20 protein-coding genes are annotated in these 20,580 nt (G+C 64.1%); 15 read left to right on the forward strand and 5 right to left on the reverse strand.

All coding sequences use genetic code 11. The annotated features are described in order from the left end of the window. The first annotated feature begins 5 nt into the window (after positions 1-5). From murA to BVG79_RS08250, 9 genes are all read left to right on the forward strand, one after another. The gene (gene murA / locus BVG79_RS08210; RefSeq protein ID WP_085786454.1) at positions 6-1,274 is read left to right on the forward strand and encodes a UDP-N-acetylglucosamine 1-carboxyvinyltransferase; all 1,269 of its coding nucleotides are present in this window, start codon (positions 6-8) and stop codon (positions 1,272-1,274) included. Then, the gene (locus tag BVG79_RS08215; protein WP_085786455.1) at positions 1,271-1,747 is read left to right on the forward strand and encodes a DUF2948 family protein; all 477 of its coding nucleotides are present in this window, start codon (positions 1,271-1,273) and stop codon (positions 1,745-1,747) included. Before murA ends, BVG79_RS08215 begins: the two co-directional genes overlap by 4 nt. A 52-nt stretch (positions 1,748-1,799) precedes the next feature. Next, the gene (gene hisD, locus BVG79_RS08220) at positions 1,800-3,107 is read left to right on the forward strand and encodes a histidinol dehydrogenase (RefSeq protein ID WP_085786456.1); all 1,308 of its coding nucleotides are present in this window, start codon (positions 1,800-1,802) and stop codon (positions 3,105-3,107) included. Then, entirely contained in the window at positions 3,104-3,589 is a 486-nt protein-coding gene (locus BVG79_RS08225; RefSeq protein WP_085786457.1) for a UPF0262 family protein, read from the forward strand. Before hisD ends, BVG79_RS08225 begins: the two co-directional genes overlap by 4 nt. Further along, a complete protein-coding gene (locus BVG79_RS08230) occupies positions 3,586-4,068 on the forward strand; it encodes an arsenate-mycothiol transferase ArsC (protein ID WP_085786458.1) in 483 nt (160 codons plus the stop codon). Before BVG79_RS08225 ends, BVG79_RS08230 begins: the two co-directional genes overlap by 4 nt. Positions 4,069-4,181: 113 nt before the next feature. After that, positions 4,182-4,400, forward strand: coding sequence for a translation initiation factor IF-1 (gene infA, locus BVG79_RS08235; RefSeq protein ID WP_013384801.1), 219 nt, complete (start codon positions 4,182-4,184; stop codon positions 4,398-4,400). A gap of 23 nt (positions 4,401-4,423) precedes the next feature. Continuing rightward, on the forward strand, positions 4,424-4,999 hold the full coding sequence (locus tag BVG79_RS08240; RefSeq protein ID WP_198167924.1) for a Maf family protein: 576 nt from the start codon (positions 4,424-4,426) through the stop codon (positions 4,997-4,999). Between the two features lie 4 nt (positions 5,000-5,003). Then, positions 5,004-6,035 carry a ribonuclease E/G gene (locus BVG79_RS08245; RefSeq protein WP_085786460.1) on the forward strand — a complete coding sequence of 344 codons (1,032 nt, stop codon included), beginning with the start codon at positions 5,004-5,006 and terminating at the stop codon, positions 6,033-6,035. Between the two features lie 3 nt (positions 6,036-6,038). Continuing rightward, complete coding sequence (locus BVG79_RS08250) at positions 6,039-6,239, forward strand: DNA gyrase inhibitor YacG (RefSeq protein ID WP_085786461.1); 201 nt, start codon at positions 6,039-6,041, stop codon at positions 6,237-6,239. 18 nt (positions 6,240-6,257) lie between these two features. On the opposite strand, the gene BVG79_RS08255 is transcribed toward BVG79_RS08250, so the two are convergent. From BVG79_RS08255 to BVG79_RS08275, 5 genes are read right to left on the reverse strand one after another with little or no spacing between them, the layout of a single operon-like run. Further along, positions 6,258-8,150, reverse strand: a complete 1,893-nt coding sequence (locus BVG79_RS08255) for an acyl-CoA synthetase (protein WP_085786462.1) — start codon at positions 8,148-8,150, stop codon at positions 6,258-6,260. Between the two features lie 24 nt (positions 8,151-8,174). Continuing rightward, positions 8,175-9,956 carry an ABC transporter transmembrane domain-containing protein gene (locus tag BVG79_RS08260; RefSeq protein ID WP_085786463.1) on the reverse strand — a complete coding sequence of 594 codons (1,782 nt, stop codon included), beginning with the start codon at positions 9,954-9,956 and terminating at the stop codon, positions 8,175-8,177. Further along, the gene (gene glyS, locus BVG79_RS08265; RefSeq protein WP_085786464.1) at positions 9,956-12,040 is read right to left on the reverse strand and encodes a glycine--tRNA ligase subunit beta; all 2,085 of its coding nucleotides are present in this window, start codon (positions 12,038-12,040) and stop codon (positions 9,956-9,958) included. The genes BVG79_RS08260 and glyS overlap by 1 nt, the downstream gene beginning before the upstream one ends. A gap of 2 nt (positions 12,041-12,042) precedes the next feature. Continuing rightward, entirely contained in the window at positions 12,043-12,576 is a 534-nt protein-coding gene (locus BVG79_RS08270; RefSeq protein WP_085786465.1) for a DUF6446 family protein, read from the reverse strand. Next, positions 12,573-13,499, reverse strand: a complete 927-nt coding sequence (locus BVG79_RS08275) for a glycine--tRNA ligase subunit alpha (protein WP_085787326.1) — start codon at positions 13,497-13,499, stop codon at positions 12,573-12,575. The genes BVG79_RS08270 and BVG79_RS08275 overlap by 4 nt, the downstream gene beginning before the upstream one ends. A 182-nt stretch (positions 13,500-13,681) precedes the next feature. Here BVG79_RS08275 and BVG79_RS08280 point away from each other — a divergent pair, with 182 nt between their 5' ends. The 6 genes from BVG79_RS08280 to BVG79_RS08305 all read left to right on the forward strand — a co-directional run bounded on the left by BVG79_RS08280 (position 13,682) and on the right by BVG79_RS08305 (position 20,538). Continuing rightward, positions 13,682-15,421: a peptidoglycan-binding domain-containing protein gene (locus BVG79_RS08280; RefSeq protein WP_085786466.1), complete on the forward strand. Its 1,740-nt coding sequence runs from the start codon at positions 13,682-13,684 to the stop codon at positions 15,419-15,421. A 28-nt stretch (positions 15,422-15,449) separates the two neighbouring features. Then, positions 15,450-16,328, forward strand: a complete 879-nt coding sequence (mtgA, locus tag BVG79_RS08285; RefSeq protein ID WP_335617547.1) for a monofunctional biosynthetic peptidoglycan transglycosylase — start codon at positions 15,450-15,452, stop codon at positions 16,326-16,328. Positions 16,329-16,407: 79 nt separating this feature from the next. After that, the gene (gene fzlA, locus BVG79_RS08290; RefSeq protein ID WP_085786468.1) at positions 16,408-17,073 is read left to right on the forward strand and encodes an FtsZ-binding protein FzlA; all 666 of its coding nucleotides are present in this window, start codon (positions 16,408-16,410) and stop codon (positions 17,071-17,073) included. Then, positions 17,054-18,097 carry a tRNA epoxyqueuosine(34) reductase QueG gene (gene queG / locus BVG79_RS08295; RefSeq protein WP_198167830.1) on the forward strand — a complete coding sequence of 348 codons (1,044 nt, stop codon included), beginning with the start codon at positions 17,054-17,056 and terminating at the stop codon, positions 18,095-18,097. Before fzlA ends, queG begins: the two co-directional genes overlap by 20 nt. Positions 18,098-18,164: 67 nt before the next feature. Further along, positions 18,165-19,259, forward strand: a complete 1,095-nt coding sequence (locus tag BVG79_RS08300; protein WP_198167831.1) for a carboxynorspermidine decarboxylase — start codon at positions 18,165-18,167, stop codon at positions 19,257-19,259. 40 nt (positions 19,260-19,299) lie between these two features. Then, positions 19,300-20,538: a saccharopine dehydrogenase family protein gene (locus BVG79_RS08305; RefSeq protein ID WP_085786469.1), complete on the forward strand. Its 1,239-nt coding sequence runs from the start codon at positions 19,300-19,302 to the stop codon at positions 20,536-20,538. Positions 20,539-20,580: the final 42 nt, after the last annotated feature.

The raw sequence follows: 20,580 nt of genomic DNA on the forward strand, positions 1-20,580 counted from the left end.
GCCTGATGGACCATATCATTTTGCGGGGTGGCCAGCCCCTGCGCGGCCAAATTCCCATCGCCGGCGCAAAAAACGCCTGCCTTGCGCTGATGCCCGCCACCCTGCTCTCGGACGAGCCGCTGACGCTGACGAACGCGCCGCGCTTGTCGGACATCGTGACGATGACCCAGTTGCTGGAATCCCTCGGCACCGAGGTGAGCAGTCTGCAAAACGGCAAGACTCTGGTGATGTCCTCGCATGCGATGACCTCGGTGCAGGCCGATTATGACATCGTCCGCAAAATGCGCGCCTCGAACCTTGTGCTTGGCCCGCTGTTGGCGCGCCATGGGCAGGCGATTGTTTCCTTGCCGGGCGGCTGCGCCATCGGCGCGCGGCCGATGGATATCCACATCACCGCGCTAGAGGCGCTGGGGGCCGAGATTGAACTGAAAGACGGCTACCTGCACGCTGTCGCCCGCAACGGCCTGCGCGGCGCGCGGGTGCCGCTGCGATTCGCCTCGGTCGGGGCAACGGAAAACGTGCTGATGGCGGCAACGCTGGCCAAGGGCACCACCATCATCGAAAACGCCGCGCGCGAGCCTGAAATCGTCGATCTGGCCGATTGCTTGCGCAAAATGGGCGCGCAGATCGAAGGTGACGGCACATCGACCATCACCATTCAGGGCGTTGACCGCCTGCACGGCGCGACGCACCAAGTCGTCACTGACCGCATCGAATTGGGCACCTATATGCTGGCCCCCGTTATCGTGGGGGGCGAGGTCGAATGCCTTGGCGGACGACTGGCGCTGGTTGAAAGCTTTGTCGAGCACCTGCATGCCGCGGGTATCGATGTGACCGAAACGGCCCACGGCCTGAAGGTCAGCTGCGCAGGCGATCGCCCCCGCGCGGTCAACGTGACCACGCAGCCGTTCCCCGGCTTCCCGACCGACCTGCAAGCCCAGATGATGGCGATGCTGTGCACCGCCGATGGCACGTCGGTGCTGGAAGAAACCATTTTCGAAAACCGCTTCATGCACGCCCCCGAGCTAATCCGCATGGGCGCGCGCATTGAAGTGCAGGGCGGCACCGCCACCGTCCACGGCGTCGCCCGCATGAAGGGCGCTCCCGTGATGGCCACCGACCTACGCGCCTCGGTCAGCTTGATTCTGGCTGGGCTGGGGGCCGAGGGCGAGACAATCGTCAACCGCGTCTACCACCTTGATCGCGGCTACGAACACGTCGAAGATAAGTTGCGGGCCGTGGGCGCGCAGATTGAAAGGGTGCATGGATCATGACCGAAGACGCACGTTTCGCCGACGGCGACGAACGCCCGCTGCGCCTGATGGCCGAAGGGCCAGAAGATTTGGAAATTATCGCCGCGCTGGTGCAGGATTCCGTCCTGCCCGCCGCCGAGATGATCTGGCAGCCCAAGCAGCGGCGTTTCGCACTGCTGCTGAACCGCTTTCGCTGGGAAGATCCGCTGAACGCGAACGGCCGCCGCAAGCGCCCCGAACGCGTCCGCAGCGTCCTGCGCTTTGACGATGTCTTGCGCGTGCGCAGCCAAGGCCTCGACCAAAACCAAAAGGATGTCGTCCTGTCGCTGCTGACGGTGGAATTCGTCCCTGGCGTGGATGGCACGGGCCAGTTCAAGCTGGTTTTGGCTGGTGACGGCCTGATCGCGCTGGATGTCGAGGCTCTCAATGCTACGCTCGAGGATGTGACGCGCCCCTATGCCGCGCCCTCGGGCAAGGTGCCGACCCACGACTGAGTGTTGCACCCCCTGCCCCGCAACGCTAAGCGCATAGGCAAAGGAGACCGCCATGCCGCTGCACCTCAACAGCCAGAGCGCTGATTTCGAACAAGCCTTCACCGCCCTTCTGGGCATGAAGCGCGAGGATAGCCCCGATGTCGACGCCATCGTCGCCGACATTATCGCCGACGTGCGCGGACGGGGCGATGCGGCGCTAATCGAGCTGACGGCGCGTTTCGACAAGATGGATCTGACGCCCGAAACGCTGCGCTTTTCCGACGCCGAAATTGACGCGCTGGTCGCGCAAGTCCCGGCCGAGGAAGCCGCCGCCCTGCAACTGGCCGCCGACCGCATCCGCGCCTACCACACCGCCCAAATGCCGCAAGATGCGCGCTGGACGGACGAGGCTGGTGCCGATCTGGGGTGGCGCTGGACGGCGCTGTCGGCTGCTGGCCTTTATGTGCCGGGTGGGTTGGCCAGCTACCCGTCTTCGCTGCTGATGAACGCAATTCCTGCCAAGGTCGCGGGCGTCAAGCGGTTGGCCGTGACCGTGCCCACGCCGGGCGGCGCTGCCAACCCGCTGGTGTTGCTGGCCGCGCGCATTGCGGGCGTGGACGAGGTTTACCGCGTCGGCGGCGCGCAGGCGATTGCCGCGCTGGCCTACGGCACGCCCACCATCCCGCCGGTCGACAAGATCACCGGCCCGGGCAACGCCTTTGTCGCCGCCGCCAAACGCCGCGTTTTCGGCAAAGTCGGCATCGATATGATCGCGGGCCCGTCGGAAATTCTGGTCATCGCCGATGGCGACAACAATCCCGAATGGATCGCCCTCGACCTGATGTCGCAGGCCGAACACGATGCCAGCGCTCAATCCATCCTCATCACCGACAGCCCGACGTTTGCACAGGCTGTCGAGGACGCCGTCGAACGCCTACTGACGACGCTGACCCGCGCCGATATCGCAGGGGCCAGCTGGCGCGACTTTGGCGCGATCATTCTGGTGCGCGACATGGCCGAGGCTGCCGCGCTTTCAAACCGCATCGCGCCCGAGCATTTGGAAATCTGCACCGCAGACCCCGAAGCCCTGCTGCCGCAGATCGAACACGCCGGTGCCATCTTCCTTGGCCAATGGACCCCCGAAGCCATCGGCGACTACATCGGCGGCCCAAACCACGTGCTGCCGACGGCCCGCTCAGCGCGATTCTCCTCGGGCCTGTCGGTGATGGACTTCCTCAAGCGCACGACGATTGCCCGCATGACCCCCGAGGCCCTGCGCGCCATCGGCCCCGCCGCCGAGGTGCTGGCCGCCTCCGAAAGCCTCGAGGCGCATGGCCTGTCGGTCACCGCCCGCCTGAAGTCGTTGAACGCGGCGCCATGAACCGCCTGATCGCGATCACGCTGGACGAGCACGGCCTGCCGCCTGCGGCACCCGAAGCTGTGCAAGAACGCGCGGTCGCGATCTTTGATTTACTGGAAGACAACGCCTTTGCCCTGCCCGCACGGCCCGATTACCCCGTGCCGGTCGGCCCCTACCGCCTGAATCTGGCGCTGCGCGAGCGGCGCCTGCATTTTACGATCGCGGGCGAATCCCATAATCCGATGGCAGAATTCCAGCTCTCGATGGGCCCGTTCCATCAGGTCATCAAAGACTACTTCCAGATCTGCGACAGCTACCACAACGCGGTGAAATCCATGCCACCCGCGCGGATCGAAGCCATCGACATGGCGCGGCGCGGCATCCACAACGAAGGCGCCCGCATTTTGCAAGAACGGCTGCACGGCAAGGCCGAATTGGACGCCGCAACCGCGCGCCGTCTGTTCACGCTGGTCTGCGCCCTTTGCGAAGGCCCCGCACGGTGAGCGCGACCGCACCCCTGCCCGGTTCGGTTTTGTTTTGCTGCGACCAAAACTCGGTCCGATCGCCCATGGCTGAGGGGATTATGAAAAAGTTCTACGGGCGCGATACTTACGTGCAATCGGCGGGCGTCCGCTCTGATCTGGAAATCGACGGTTTTGCGATTGCCGTCTGCGCCGAAATCGGGGTCGAGCTATCGCGCCACCGCGTGCGGTCCTTCGACGAGATGCAAGACTGGGGCGACGACATTTCCGCCTTCGACCTTGTGGTCGCCCTCTCGTCTGCGTCCGAGGCGCGCGTGCTGGAGCTGAGCCAGTATTTCCACATGAACGTCGCCTATTGGCCGATCCCCGACCCGACCAGCAGCGGCGAATCGCGCGATGCGCGCTTGCAGGCCTATCGCGACACACGCGATGCCATCATCCGCCACCTGACCGACCGCTGGGGCCCGCCGAACGCGGCCACAAGCCTTGCCCAAGCCTGAGACGAAAAACACCTCCGCCGGGCGGAAGCCGCGCGTTTTCCCTTGAAATATACCAAAAGACAGCGCATCTAGCACCCGTCCGCAACAGGCGGACGGTTCTATCAGGAGATCACATGGCCAAGGAAGAACTGCTCGAATTCCCTGGTGTCGTCAAGGAACTCCTGCCGAACGCGACGTTTAGGGTCGAGCTAGAAAACGGCCACGAGATCATCGCACACACGGCAGGCAAGTTGCGCAAGAACCGCATTCGCGTTCTGGCAGGCGACAAAGTACAGGTCGAGATGACCCCTTACGATCTGACCAAGGGTCGGATCAACTATCGCTTCCGTTGACAGCCCGCGCGCCCATGACGGGCCTGCAGCTGATTTTGGGTTCGGCCTCGCCGCGGCGGGCCGAGCTGTTGGCGCAAATCGGCGTCACACCCAGCGCGATTACCCCGCCCGACATCGATGAAACGCCCGCCAACGGCGAGTTGCCGCGTGACTATGTCGCGCGGATGTCGCGCGAGAAGCTGACGGCCCTGCCACAGTCCGACGATACCGTGACCCTCTGCGCCGATACGACGGTTGCGATGGGGCGGCGTATTCTGGGCAAGCCCGCCGATGCGGCCGAAGCTGCCGCGTTCCTTTATAGCATGTCGGGTCGCCGCCACCGCGTGATCACCGCCGTGTCTGTCGGCCGTGGCAGCGACAGCTGGCAAAAGGTCGTTGAGTCGGTGGTGAAGTTCAAAGTCCTCTCGGATGCCGAGGTGAACGCTTATATCGCCAGCGACGAGTGGCGCGGCAAAGCGGGCGGCTATGCCATCCAAGGCTTGGCCGCGGGGTTCATCCCGTGGATCAGCGGCTCGTTCAGCGGGATTGTCGGCCTGCCTTTGGCCGAGACCGCAGCACTGTTACAAACCGCCGGCTACGTAAAGCCGCAGAAGGATTAGGATCATGAAGGGCCGGAAAATCGTCCTTGACCACTATCAGGGGCGCGAAGCCGCCGCCCTGCTTGTCGATGGCCGTCTGGACGACGTACTGATCGACAGCGATCATGTCCGCCCCGGCGCGATCTTCCGCGCGATCTGCGACCGCCCGCTGAAAGGCCAAGGCGGCATGATGCTGCGCATTCCCAACGGTACCGCATTCTTGCGCCAAGGGCGCGGGCTGCACCCCGGCCAAGCGATGCTGGTGCAGGTCACTGGCCATGCCGAAGACGGCAAGGCCGTGCCCGTGACCGACCGCGTCTTGTTCAAAAGCCGCTATGCCATCATCACCCCCGGGGCCCCCGGCCGCAACATCTCGCGCCAGATCGAGGACGAGGAGGAGCGCGACCGCCTGGCTGGCATCGCGCACGAGGCGATGGAGGGGGCTGACGAGGCTGCCTTCGGGCTGATCTTGCGGTCGTCCGCCGAGGGCGCGGACGCCGACGATATCTATGACGATATTCAGGAAATGCTGGATCTGGCCATCGCTGTGATGGCCGATGCCGAGGGCGACACCCCCGAGGCGCTGACCGAAGGCGACGGCCCCCATACTGTTGCGTGGCGCGAATGGTCCGCCCCCGAAGTCGAGACAACCGAGGGCGGTTTTGCACGCAACGGCGTCGATCAAATGATCGACGATCTGGCGCGGCCCTATGTCGAAATCGGCGAAGGCACGATGTATGTCGAAACCACCCGTGCGCTGGTGGCGGTCGATGTGAACACCGGCGGCGATACCTCGCCCGCAGCCGCGCTGAAGGCAAACCTTGCCGCCGCGCGCAACCTGCCCCGCGCGCTGCGCCTGCGCGGCCTTGGCGGGCAAATCGCGGTCGACTTCGCCCCGATGTCGAAAGCCCACCGAAAGCAGGTCGAACAAAGCCTGCGCGCGTCGTTCAAGCTGGACGCGGTCGAAACCAGCCTTGTAGGCTGGACGACAATGGGCCTGTTCGAATTGCAGCGCAAACGCGAACGCCTGCCGCTGTCGCAACTATTGGGGGACTAAGCTTTGGCCAAATGTCCAATCTGCGCGAAGGACGCCGTCGCCGCCTTCCGCCCCTTCTGCTCGGCGCGATGCGCCGACGTTGATCTGGGGCGCTGGCTGGGTGGCAACTACCGCATCGCCTCGGAAGACGCGGACGAGCAGAAAGAGGCCCTGCAAGAAATGGACGCGCTGATCGAAAGCCAGCTGAACGCGACCAAACATTAAGCCGCGTTCAGGGCCGGGTTAGGCCCAATCCCACGTGATGGTAAATTTCGCCATCACGTCCCGCAGGACGGCTTCCTTTAGCGCGGGACCCTTGCCGATAAAGGCGACGAGGCCGCGCTTACGATCTTCTTCGACCGCAACCACGCTGGCATCCACCCCCTCGGCGGCGAAGGCGCGGTTCAGCACGCGGGCAATCGCAAGCTTGCGCAGCGCGGGTTTGAATACCTTGCCGACCGCTGTTTTCGGCAATTCCGGCAGAACCTCGATATATTTCGGCACGGCGGCCCGCTCGTGAATGGTGGCTTTGGCATGGGCCATCAAGGCCTCGACCGTCACGTCCGCGCCCGAAACCAGCTCCACATAGGCACAGGGCAACTCGCCCGCGTGGGGGTCGGGTTGGCCGATCGCGCCGACGAAAGCCACGTCGGGGTGCGCCGCTAGCGCCGATTCGATCTCGGCGGGGTCGATATTGTGACCGCCGCGAATAATCAGGTCTTTGGACCGGCCAGTGATGAACAGGTAGCCGTCTTCGTCCAATTTCCCCAAATCGCCGGTGCGCAAGAAGGCTGGCGCCCCCGTGCGATCGGGGTAATACAGGTCGGCGTTCTTGGCGGCCTCGGTATAGGTGTGGCCTCCATAGACGCCGGGGCTTGCGACACAAATCTCGCCCACCTCGCCGGTCACGCATTGCATCTGCGTGACGGGATCGACGATTTTAACCTGTGTATGCGGCACAGGCAGCCCAACCGAGCCCGATTTCTTCGGCCCGCGTGGCGGGTTCACGGCAATCAGGCAGGTCGCCTCGGTCATGCCGTAGCCTTCACAAATGCTCAGCCCGGCCGCCGCTTCGAACCGGCGGTAAAGTTCAACCGGCAGAGCCGCCGAGCCGGAAATCGCCAACTGCAAGCTGGAAATATCGGCGTTGACAGGCCGCTGCATCAGCGCCGAAATGGCGGTCGGGACGGTGATTAGGAAGGTCGCACGATAGCGTTCGATCAGCTTCCAGAAATTGTCGAACACGCCCTTGCCGCGATAGCCCGCAGGTGTCGGCATCACCAGTTCGGCCCCCGATGCCGTGGCCATCCCCAAGACGACAACCGCGCCAAACACGTGGAACAGCGGCAGTGGGCACATCATCACATCGCGTTCGTTGAACAAGATGTGCGCGCCAACCCACGCGTTATAAAGGATACCAGAAAAGCGTTGCTGCGCGACCTTCGGCAGGCCCGTGGTGCCGCCCGTGTGAAAATAGGATGCAACGCGGTCGGTGGCGGGCGCATCGAACGCCAGCTGCGTTCCCTGCCCCGCCAAAGCGGTAGGAAAATCAAGTACCTGCGCTTGGTGCGCCACATCCATCTTTGGCCGCATGAAGCCCGCGATGATGCGCTTGAACCATGGCAGATAGCGCGCCAGATCCACCTCGATCACATGGGTCACGTTAGGCACATCGCGCAGCGCGGCGGCAGTTTTTTGCGCGACATCCGCCCCCGGCATCGTCTTCAGCGTGACGACGACCTTCGCACCCGTCTCGCGCAGGATGCCAGCAATCTGTTCCGCCTCGAGCAGCGGGTTGATCGGGCAGACGATACCAGCCGCCTGCGCCCCGAAATAGCTGACAACCATTTCATTGCAATTGGGCAGCACCGTCGCGACCACGTCGGTTTCGCCAATACCCAAGCTGCGAAACAGGTTGGCCGCTTGCGCGACCTGGTCGCGCAGCTGCGCCCAAGTCAGCGTCTCGGCCCGCGCACGAGGGCCGGATGTCAGCTGGAACGTCACCCCGCGCCGTGCGCCAAAACGTGTCGCAGCGCGGTCGACCAGATGCCACGTCGTGGTCGGAAAATCGGTGGGCGGCCATGGGGTTTCGGCGGCAATCGCAACGGAATCCGCTGCCGATATGAATTGAACCATGGCTGGCCCTCCGGTCAGTGTCGTTTAGGCGGCGTCTGCGGCAATAAATTGCAGGCGCGCCAGACGCGCATAAAGCCCGTCTTCGGCGACCAAGGTATCATGCGTGCCCTGCGCGACAAGCTTGCCGCCCTCGAACACCAAGATACGGTCGGCGCGCTTCACCGTCGCCAGACGGTGCGCGACGATCAACGTGGTGCGCCCCTTGGCCAGATGGTCGACCGCACGCTGCACGGCAGCCTCGCTTTCGGCATCAAGGGCCGAGGTCGCCTCGTCCAGCAACAGCACCGGCGCGTCGCGCAAAATCGCGCGGGCGATGGCGATCCGCTGGCGCTGACCACCCGACAGCATAATGCCGCGTTCGCCCACATAGGTGTCATACCCCTCGGGCAGCGCCATCAGGAAGTCGTGCGCGGCGGCAGCGCGGGCTGCGGCCTCCACCTCGGCATCAGATGCTTCGGGGCGGCCAAAGCGGATATTCTCGCGCGCGGTGGCGGCGAAAATCGCAGGATCTTGCGGAACCAGTGCCATTTGGGCGCGAAAATCGGCCCGCTTCATCGCCCGCAGGTCGACATCGCCAAACCGGATCGCGCCGCTTTGCGGGTCGTAGAACCGCTCGAGCAGTTGGATCACGGTCGTCTTGCCAGCGCCCGACGGGCCAACAAGCGCCACAGTCTCGCCCGGTTGGATAATGAAGCTGACGTTGTCGAGCGACGCCGTATCGGGGCGGGCCGGATAGGAAAACCCGACAGCATCGAAATGCAGCGACACCGCGCCCAAATTGGGGGCGACCACCGGCTGTTCGGGGTCGTTGACGGTATCTTCGGTCTGAAGCAGCTCGACCAAACGCTCGGTCGCACCGGCAGCGCGTTGTAATTCGCCCCAGACTTCGGTCAGCGCGCCGGCGGCGCCAGCGACCATGATGGCCAGTACGACGAACTGCACCAGTTCGCCCACCGACATGCGCCCTGCACGCACGTCATGCGCCCCGATCCACAGCACACAAACAACGCCAGCAAAAATCAGGAACATGACCACGGCCGTCATCGCCGCGCGGGTGCTGATACGCCCGCGCGCTGACTGGAAGGCGGCTTCGGTCACGTCGCCGAATGCGGCGCGGCTGGGGGCTTCGTGCGTGAAGGTCTGCACGGTTTGCGCGGCCAACAGTTGTTCCGACGCCTGCCCTGCCGACTTTGCGATCAGCTCCTGATTCTCGCGTGCGAGACCGCGCAAGCGCCGCCCCAGCAACACGATCGGCACCACGACCAGCGGCACCACCAGCATCACCAGCAGCGTCAGTTTCGCAGCCGAGACAAACAGCAGCGCGAGGCCACCAACCAGCATAATCGCATTGCGCAGCGCCGACGAGACCGACCCGCCGATGACCGACTGGATCAGCGTCGTATCGGTGGTGATGCGCGACAGCACCTCGCCGGTCAGGATGCGCTCGTAAAACGCGGGGCTCATCGCGATCATGCGGTCGAAGACGGCCTTGCGGATATCCGCAATGACCCGCTCGCCCAGACGCGTGACCAGATAGAACCGCGCGGCTGACCCGACGGCCAACAACCCGGCAACGCCCAGCGCCAGCAGAAAATACCCATCCAGCACGGCGACGTTTTCGGCGCTGAACCCATCGACGACATTGCGCGCGGCAAGCGGCAGGGCCAGCGACACCAGCGCGGTCAGAACAAGCGCGCCCAGCGCCCCCAGCAACGCAGTGCGATAGGGGCGCAAGAACGGCCACAGCGCCCGCAGCGCCCGCACATTGCGCGACGTCGGGCGGTCGGGTTGGGGTCCGCGCGCCATTAGCCGGCCAGCCGTGTCAGGTCAGCCACACCCAGACAAATTGTCCGGATTCGGCTAAGCAAATTCAACCGGTTACGGCGCACGACCGTGTTGTCGCTGTTCACTTGCACGGCGGCAAAGAACGCGTCAATCGGGGCGCGCAGCGCGGCCATCGCTTGCATGGCGGCGGCAAAATCCTCGGCCTGCATCGCGAGGGCGATGGGCGCTTCGGCGGCATCAAGGGCCGCAAACAGGGCCTTTTCGCTGTCAACTTCAGCAAAAGCGGGGTCCGCGCCGAAGGAATATTCGACGCCATCCTTGGCCTCGGCCTGCGTCAGGATGTTGTTCGCACGCTTGAACCCTTGGACAAGGTTTTCGCCGTCGTCAGTCTTCATGAAGGCCTGCAGCGCACGCGCGCGGCGGACCAACAAATCCAGATCGTCGTTGCCCGGCATGGCAAGGCAGGCGTCGATCACGTCATGGGACAGCCCCTCGTCCTTCAGGAACACCTTGAGGCGGTCGTGGAAGAACGACAGCAGGCTTTCGGCGGTTGCGGTCGCATCACCTTGCGTGCCCAGCGCGGCGTAGTTGGCAGCCAGAGGCGCTTGCAGCGTGTGCAGCAGCGGCAGGCGCAGGCCGTTGACCAGTACCAGACGGATCACACCCAGCGCGGCGCGGCGCAGCGCGAAGGGGTCTTTCGATCCCGTCGGCTTTTCGTCCATCGCCCAGAACCCAGTCAGCGTGTCCAGCTTATCGGCCAGTGCGACGGCGACCGAGACAGGCTCGCTGGGCACAGCGTCATCGGGGCCAAGGGGCTGGTAGTGCCCCTTGCATGCATTCGCGACCGCATCGGGCAGGCCCGCCGCGCGTGCATAATAGCCGCCCATCGTGCCTTGCAACTCGGGGAACTCGCCCACCATTTCGGACCGCAGGTCGACCTTGGCGACACGCGCGGCTAGGGCGGCTTCGCCAGCGTCGGCGCCCACCACAGGGGCGAGTGCCGTGGCCAAGGCCTCGATCCGCGCGATGCGGGCGGCTTGGCTTCCCAGACGGTTGTGGAAAGTCACTTGCGCAAGACCCGCGCCCATCCCCTCCATACCCGTGCGTTCGATCACGCGCAGGTCGTTTTCCCAGAAGAACCGCGCGTCAGACAGGCGGGCTGACAGCACTTTGCCGTTGCCCTTCAAAATCGTCGCGCCCTCGTCTGCAGTCAGAATGTTGGCGACGGTGATGAACGCCTCGATGCGGCCGGTGGCGGGGTTGCGCACCGAGAAAAACTTCTGATGCTCGCGCATCGAGGTTTGCAGCACCTCGGACGGCAGGCCAAGGAAAGCCGCGCCAATCGGGCCCATCAGCACGACCGGCCATTCGACCAGACCGGCGACTTCGGCCAGCAAGCCCTTGTCCTCGACAACCTCCAGCCCTTGGGCGAAGGCGGCTTGGGTGGCGTCGTGCCAGATCGTCGCCGCGCGCTCGTCGGCGCGCAGCATCACGTGCGCGGCTTTCAGCTTTGCCTCGTAATCGTCAAAGCCCGTTACCGTGATCGCGCCCGGGGCCATGAAGCGGTGGCCGCGGGTGGTATTGCTGGCCACGATGCCGTCGATGTCTAGCGCGACCGACTGGCCGTCGAACAGGCAGATGATGGAATGCAAGGGACGCACCCAGCGCAAATTGCCCGAGCCCCACCGCATCGCCTTGGGCCACGGGAAGGTGCGAATGGCGTTTTCCAGCACTTCAGCGATAATCGCAGGCGCGGCGCGGCCTGGCTTTTCGGTCACAGCGTAATAGACTTCCGCGCCCTTTTCGGCGCGAACTTCCAATTGCTCCAACGCCAAACCGCTCGCGCGCAAAAAACCCTGCACTGCCGCATCAGGTGCGCCGACACGGGGGCCTTTGCGTTCCTCGCGCACGGCGCGCGATTCGGCGGTCAGGCCCGACAGGGTCAGAACCAGACGGCGCGGCGTCGAAAAGGCGGCGGCCCCTTCATACGTCAGGCCCGCATCGACCAGACCATCTGTGACCAGACGGCGCAAATCCTCGGCAGCGCGGGTCTGCATGCGCGCGGGGATTTCCTCGGAAAAGATTTCGATCAGCAAGTCAGCCATGGTCATACTTCCGGTGCAGGGGGGCAGCCTTCGGGTGCGGCTTCGCCGTCATACACGACTTCGCCGCAGTGGTTCATCTGTTGCCATGCAAAGGCGCGTCCATCGGGCATGATGGCGACAACGCGGTCGATGCCGTAGTGGATGTTTTCCTGCCACAGATAGGCCTGCGCGACGCCCGATTCCAACGCCTCGCCCACTTCGCGCGCGTCGAAACAGTCAAACCAGCTGGGCCCAACCAAGGGGGATGCCCCCTCGTACCGCGCGAAGCTGGCACTGATTTCCGCAGGCGGCGCCGAAGCGCTGAAACACGCCCGAAAGCGCAACGGGCTGGAATCGCTGTCGATGGCGCGCATACCAGTCACCGGCAGCTCGGCGGCGGTGCCGTCGACCTTCACCAGCATGACAGGGCCGACGTCTTCGGGGGCCAGCGTTTCGTAATAGGCGTAGACCTGCGTGTAGTACATGACCCCGCCGAAAATCAGGGCGAACAGCAGCATCCCGACCAATACGCTGCGGGCAACTATCTTGTTGTTCATGCTTGGAATCCTGCGGCATCGGTGCGCACGAAGGCATCGGCGCATGCCTTGGCCAATGCACGGACACGCCCGATATAGGCTTGGCGCTCGGTCACGGAAATCACGCCGCGCGCGTCAAGCAGATTGAAAAGATGGCTGGCCTTGATGCATTGGTCATAGGCGGGGTGCACCATGATGATCCGCTTGCCGGTTTTGGGGTCGATCTCGGGCTGATCCAGCAGCGCCTTACACTCGGCCTCGGCATCCTCGAAATGGCGCAGCAGCTTGTCGGTGTTCGCCGCATCGAAGTTGTGGCGCGAATATTCTTCCTCGGTCTGGCGGAAGACATCGCCATAGGTCAGCGGGACGGCGGCTGCAGGATCGTTGTACGGCATGTCCATCACGTGATCGACACCCAGCACATACATCGCCAGCCGCTCAAGCCCGTAGGTCAGCTCGCCTGGGACAGGTTTGCAATCATACCCGCCGACTTGCTGGAAATAGGTAAACTGCGACACTTCCATCCCGTCGCACCAGACTTCCCAGCCCAGACCCCACGCGCCCAGCGTCGGGCTTTCCCAGTCATCCTCGACAAAGCGCACATCGTGCAGGCCGGTGTCGATGCCGATCGCGTCAAGGCTGCCAAGGTACAGCTCTTGCAGATTGGCGGGGCTGGGCTTCATCAGCACCTGAAACTGGTAATAGTGCTGCAGACGGTTCGGGTTCTCGCCATAGCGCCCATCGGTCGGCCGGCGCGAGGGCTGCACATAGGCCGCAGCCCAAGGCTTGCTGCCCAGCGCGCGCAGCGTGGTTGCGGGGTGGAACGTACCTGCCCCGACTTCCATGTCATAGGGTTGCAGCACGGCGCAGCCTTGGGCCGCCCAATAGTTCTGCAGCCTCAGGATAATCTCCTGAAAGGATCGGGGGGCGCCGGTCTTTGTCATCGCAACCTCGGGATTTCTGGATGCATCGGGTCTTTGCACGCCGCGTGGCGCAGGATTTACAGCCGTTTCCATATTGCGCGCAGGCCAAAGGGTCAATGAAGCGCGCGCGTATCGCTGCTTTTGGGGCTGGCGGGGCGCGATCATCCGGCTAGATTGCCGCCACACCGACCCGAGGAATACCGATGCCCCCCCTGCGCGCCACTTCGCCCGACCTGTCCCGCCTTTGGCGCAAACTGGCCCTGTCGATCATCTTATGTGCAGCCGCGCTGCTGGCCGCCCACCGCGATGCGGCGGCACAAGATGGCCCCGCGTGGGTGCAGATCGAGGCGCAGCCGACCCTCGCCATGGCGCAGCAACGGGTGCGCGCCTATTCGGGCGGCCTTCCCGATGTATCGGGCTGGACGCTGCCCAGCGGGTGGTATGCCATCGTTCTGGGGCCCTACACCCGCAGCGATGCGACGGCCTACCTTGCCCAACTGCTGCGCGACCGCGCGGCCCCGAACGACAGCTACATCGTCGACGGCAGCCAGTTTCGCCAACAATTCTGGCCTATCGGCAGCGGCGCAGACCTCACGCCGCGCCCGCTACCGGCGGCTAGCGCTGTGGTGGCGCCGCCCCCTGCTGTGGAGCCTCCCGTAGAAACGGACCCTGCCGAGACGGTCGAGACCGCGTTGGCCAGTGAAAACCTGCTGGATCGCGCGGCCAAGCAGGCCATCCAGTCGGCTTTGGCCGACGCCGGTGTTTACAGCGGCGCAATCGACGGCCTGTTCGGGCGCGGCACGCGCGATGCGATGACCGCGTGGCAAACCCAGCGCGGCAGCGCCCCGACAGGCGTTCTGACCAGCGCCGAGCGTGACGCGCTGATCACCGATTACAACGCGATTCTCGCCCCGCTTGGCCTGACGCTGACGCGCGATACCGCCGCGGGCATTGAAATCGAGATCCCCACCGCAGTCGTCGCAGCGCGGGACGCAACGCCGCCCTTCGCGCTGTGGCAAGCGACCGACAGCCCCGCCGCAGTTCTGCTGATCTCGCAATCAGGCGACAGCGCGCGTCTTGCCAGCCTTGCCGCTGAACTGGGAGCGTTGCCCGTCGTGCCTGCGGGCGCGCGGGTACAGCGCAGCGGCCCGTCGCTGCTGATCGAGGGGGCGGACGCCCAGCGGCGGATTCATCTGCAAGCCACCGCGCGCGACGGGGTGATCAAGGGATTCGCGCTGGTGTGGCCGACAGGTGATGACCGTGTGTTCGGCCGGCTGCTGGCGCGTATGCAGGCCAGCTACCGCGTTCTGCCCGGCACGCTTGATCACGGGGCGACCAGCAACAGCACCACCCCGCCTGTAGACACGACAATCGATACGCCGCGCGTGCTGCAGGCGGGGGTCTACGTCAACGCGCAGGGCGAAGTTGCCACCGCAGCCGCGCCGTTGGCCCAATGCACCCGCTTTGTGCTGGGCGGCGACCGGCCCGCAACCCTGCGCCGCGCGGCAGGCGGTGTCGCGATCGTTGCCCCGGCGACGCCCAGCGCGCCCGCCGCTGTCGCGCGATTTGCAGCCCCCGCAGCAGGTGACACCGCCGCAGTCGTCGCGGGGTTTTCGGCGGGTACCGTCTTGGCGCAGGCCAGCACAACACCCGCGCGTGCGCAAATGCTGGCACAGACGGACACAACTGCGACGCAACTGCGGATATCCGCGCAAACCGGCAGCGGCGACATCGGCGGCCCCGTTCTGGACGGGGCCGGATCGGTCATCGGGCTGCTGGTGCCCACCAGCGACAACGCAAGCGGCGCTGCATCAGCGGTGTCGGCTACGACCGTCGCAGCCTTTGCCGGTGCGGCGCTGGATGCTGGCCCGCACCCCGCCATCGCCGCTGGCGCGGTGGCGCAAATTGCCCGCGCAATCACCGTGCAGGTGGCATGCTGGTAAGCGAGCCGCTTGACCGGCACGGTGGCACATGCCTAATGCGCCTATGGTTGACGAGCCCGATGCCCCACCCCCGCATGACACCAACGACGCGCCCCGCCCTGCGCGGCGGCGCAGCCGCACGGCCGCCCCTGCCGAAGGCGGATCTGAAAAAGTCGCGCCCGTGAAAAAGGCCTCCGCAAAAAAGGCTAGCCCGCGCAAGTCCGGCGCGCGCAAGGCAAGCAAGGCCCCGCCGCGCGCGGGCACATGGGCGCTGCGCGCAGCCAAGGCCATAGGCTTGGCGGCGGCGGGCCTTGTCGTCGTGTTTGTCGCACTGACCATGATCTTCGCAGTCGTTCGCCCGCCAACCACGCCCTACATGCTGGCCGAATCCGTCCGTCAGGGCGGCGTTCGCCATACATGGGTGCCGATGGACCGGATCGCCCCCGCCATGGCGCTGTCGGCCGTCGCAGCCGAGGATGCGAATTTCTGCCGTCACTGGGGCCTCGATCTGGACGCGATCCGCACCGCCATCGATTCGCGTCTGGGCGGCGCATCGACGATCAGCCAGCAGGTGGTGAAGAACGTCTTTCTGTGGCACGGTCGCAACTGGGCGCGCAAATCGCTCGAGGCGGTCATGACCCCCGTGGTCGAGCTGTTCTGGTCCAAGCGGCGCATTTTGGAAGTCTATCTGAACGTCGCCGAATTCGACACCGGCGTCTTCGGGGTCGAGGCGGCAGCGCAGCACTACTTTGGCCGCTCGGCGGCGGATTTGACCAACCGTCAAGCCGCTTTGCTGGCAGCCATTTTGCCCAACCCCAAAGAACGCTCGCCCGTTGACCCCAGCGCCTTCGTCAACCGCCGCGCCAACGCCATCGCCGACGGCGCTGCGACAATTCGCGGAACCGCACGGGCCAGTTGTTTCATGTAAAGCCGCCGCGCGCCTATTGATCGCGCGGCCCATTCGCTGCATTCAGTGCAGACCCGCCCACTGGAGTGCCCGATCCGCCATGACACGCTTGTATCATTTCCCCCTTTCGCCGTTTTGCCGCAAAGTGCGCCTGTGCCTGGGCGAAAAGCGTATCGAGGTCGAGCTGGTCGAGGAGCGCTACTGGGAACAATCGCCCGAACTGCTGCGACGCAACCCCGCTGGCAAAGTGCCGGTGCTGAAGTTGGAAAACCGCTTTCTGACCGAAAGCACTGCGATCTGCGAATATATCGAAGACATCTTCCCCACCCCGCCCCTGATGCCCCGAGACCCCGAGGCCAAGTACGAAGTGCGCCGCCTAATCGGCTGGTTCGACGACAAGTTCTACCAAGAGGTCACGAACAAACTGCTGACGGAACGCATCTTCAAAAAGGTGCAAGGCGGCGGCTACCCCGATTCGACGCGCATCAAGGAAGGCGCGCGGGCGATCAAATATCACATCGATTACCTGCACTGGCTGCTGGAAAGCCGTCGCTGGCTGGCCGGGAATGAAATGACGCTGGCCGATTTCACCGCCGCCGCGCATCTGTCCTGCCTCGATTACATTTCCGACGTCGACTGGAACCGGTCGGATCTGGTGCGCGAATGGTATGCCAAGATCAAATCGCGCCCCGCGTTCCGCGGTTTGCTGGCCGACCAGATCCCCAGCTTCCTGCCCGCCCCGCACTATGCCGACCTCGACTTCTGAAACCCTGAAACAGCGCCTGCATGCCGAGGCGCTGTCGGCGGGTTTCGTCGCCATGGGCATCTGCCGCCCCGATAGCGTCCGCAAAGATGGCGAGGGTCTGCGCGCCTTCGTCGCCGAAGGGCTGCACGGCGAGATGCAATGGCTGGAAGACCGAATCGACTGGCGCGCCGACCCTACTGCCCTGTGGCCGGAAGCCCGCTCGGTCATCATGCTGGCCGAAAGCTACGCCCCGACCTACAATCCGCTTTCGGCATTGGAAGACCCCACACGCGGCGCGATCAGCGTTTATGCACAGGGCAAAGACTACCACGATCTGGTGAAAAAACGCCTGAAGCGCGTGGGCCGTTGGCTGATCGAACAAGCGCCGGGCAGCGAAATCAAAGTCTTCGTCGACACGGCGCCGGTCATGGAACGCCCCCTTGCGCGCGAGGCTGGTTTGGGCTGGACCGGCAAACATGGCTGCATCCTGTCGCGCAACTTCGGCAACTGGGTGTTCCTCGGGTGCATCTTCACCACGTTGGAACTGGAGCCCGACGCCCCCGTGCGCCCCAGCTGCGGCAGCTGCACATCGTGCCTCGACATTTGCCCGACGCAGGCCTTCATCGGGCCGGGGCGGCTGGATCCGCGTAAATGCGTGTCATATCTGACGATCGAAAGCAGCCAGCCCGTGCCGCTGGAGCTGCGGTCGAAAATGGGCAACCGCATCTATGGCTGCGACGATTGCCTTGCCATATGCCCGTGGAACAAATTCGCCGTCGCCGCCAGCGATGCGCGCTATCACGGCGATGTCGGCAACCCGCCCTTGGCCGAGCTGGCGCAGCTGGATGACACCAGCTTTCGCGCGCGTTTTTCCGGCAGCCCGATCAAGCGCATTGGCGTGAATAAATTCCTGCGCAACGTGATGTATGCCATCGGCAATTCAGCCCGCCCCGAATTGATCCCCTCAGCGCAGGCGCATGTGCTGGCGGATGACCCCGTTCTGCGCGACGCCGCGCAATGGGCGGTTGCACGCCTGCGCGGCTGACCTTGCACCTTTGGCCGATGCGCCTTATAGGTCGGCCCCTATTATTTTGGCCTTTGGGGGATGCGTGGTGATTGAAACACCCTTCTACCTGATCGACCGCACGAAACTTTCGCGCAACCTTCAGATCATCAACCGCCTGCGTGCTTTGTCAGGTGCGAAAACGCTGCTGGCGTTGAAATGCTTTGCCACATGGCCGGTCTTTGACCAGCTGTCGGCCGAGATGGACGGCACCACGTCGTCCTCGCTGTACGAGCTACGCTTGGGCCGCGAGAAGTTCGGCAAGGAAACCCATGCCTATTCCGTCGCATGGTCGGATAACGAGATCAACGAGGCAGTCAGCTACGCCGACAAGATCATCTTCAACTCGATCGGCCAACTGACGCGGTTCGAGGCTGCCTCGGCCGGGATCGCGCGCGGCCTACGCCTGAACCCGCGTTTTTCGACCAGCGGTTTCGATCTGGCCGACCCCGCGCGCCCGTTCTCGCGCCTTGGCGAATGGGATGTGGACAAGATCCGCGCCGTCCTTCCGCTGATCTCGGGCGTGATGATCCATTACAACTGCGAAAACGGCGATTACGACCTGTTCGACAGCCAGTTGACGCGCATCGAGGCCGAGTTTGGCGACATCCTGCGCCAGTTGGATTGGGTCAGCCTTGGCGGCGGCATCCACTTCACCGGCGAGGGCTACCCGCTGGAAAAACTTGCCGCGCGCCTCAAGGCCTTTGCGCAGAACATGGGCGTGCAGGTCTATCTGGAGCCGGGCGAGGCGACCATCACCAACACCACCTCGCTAGAGGTGACGGTGCTGGACATCCTGAACAACGGCAAAGATCTGGCCATCGTCGACAGCTCGGTCGAGGCGCATATGCTGGATCTGTTGATCTACCGCACCACTGCCAAGATGGAGACATCGGGCCAATACGCCTATCAAATCGCCGGAAAATCCTGCCTCGCGGGTGATATTTTCGGTGACTTCACCTTCCCGCAGCCGCTGCAGGTGGGCGATCGCATTTCGATTGCCGATGCCGCCGGTTACACAATGGTCAAGAAAAACTGGTTCAACGGCGTGAAGATGCCGTCCATCGTCATCCGCGAACTGGATGGCAGCTTGACTGTTGCACGTGAATTCGGCTTTGCCGACTATGCCTCCAGCCTCGGCTGAGTGGGGCCCTTCCCTCTGTCCTTAAAGGAGACGGTTCGAAGTGAAAAAGAACGTCCTAATTATCGGCGCCGGTGGCGTCGCCCAAGTTGTCGCGCATAAATGCGCGCAAAATAACGATCGTCTTGGCGATCTGCACATCGCCTCGCGCACCAAGGCCAAATGCGATGCGATCATTCAAAGCGTGACCGACAAGGGCGCGATGAAGGTGGCGGGCAGCTTTACCGCGCACAGCATCGACGCGATGGACACGGCTGCCGTCGCCGCGCTGATCCGCGACACCGGCGCGCAAATCGTGATTAACGTCGGCTCGGCCTTCGTGAACATGTATGTGCTAGAGGCCTGCATCCAGACCGGCGCCGCCTATCTGGACACCGCCATCCACGAAGACCCCGCCAAAATCTGCGAGATCCCGCCGTGGTATGGCAATTACGAATGGAAGCGCCGCGCGGATTGCGCCGCTGCGGGCGTCACCGCGATTCTGGGCGTCGGGTTTGATCCGGGCGTGGTGAACGCCTATGCCCGTCTGGCCGCCGACGACTATCTGGATACGATCTACAGCATCGACATCGTCGACATCAACGCAGGCAGCCACGGCCGTTGGTTCTCGACCAACTTCGACCCCGAAATCAACTTCCGCGAATTCACCGGCACGGTCTATTCGTGGCAGAACGGCGCGTGGCAGACGAACAAGATGTTCGAGGTCGGCAAAGAATGGGACATGCCCGTCGTCGGCACCCAAAAAGCCTATCTGACCGGCCATGACGAGGTTCACTCGTTGTCGGCCCGCTACCCCGATGCGGATGTGCGTTTCTGGATGGGCTTTGGCGATCACTACATCAACGTGTTCACCGTGCTGAACAACCTTGGCCTGCTGTCGGAAAGGCCGGTGAAAACCGCCGAAGGGCTGGAAGTCGTGCCGCTGAAAGTGGTCAAGGCAGTGCTGCCTGACCCGTCCAGTTTGGCCCCCGACTATACCGGCAAGACCTGCATCGGTGACTTCGTGCGCGGCACCAAAGACGGCGCCCCCGCCGAGGTGTTCATCTACAATATCGCCGACCACGAGGAAGCCTATGCCGAGACCGGCGCACAGGGCATTTCCTACACCGCAGGCGTGCCCCCCGTGGCTGCTGCCCTGCTGGTGGCCGATGGCACGTGGGACGTGAAAACGATGGCCAACGTCGAGGAACTGGACCCCAAGCCGTTCCTGAACCTGTTGAACCAGATGGGCCTGCCCAACCGCATCAAGGATGCAAAAGGCGACCGCGCCCTCAGCTTCTGATACCAAAAGGCCCCCGCTTCGGGGGCCTTTTTTACATCCGCG

Origin of the sequence: Ketogulonicigenium robustum (assembly GCF_002117445.1) — a bacterium.
GTDB lineage: Bacteria > Pseudomonadota > Alphaproteobacteria > Rhodobacterales > Rhodobacteraceae > Ketogulonicigenium > Ketogulonicigenium robustum.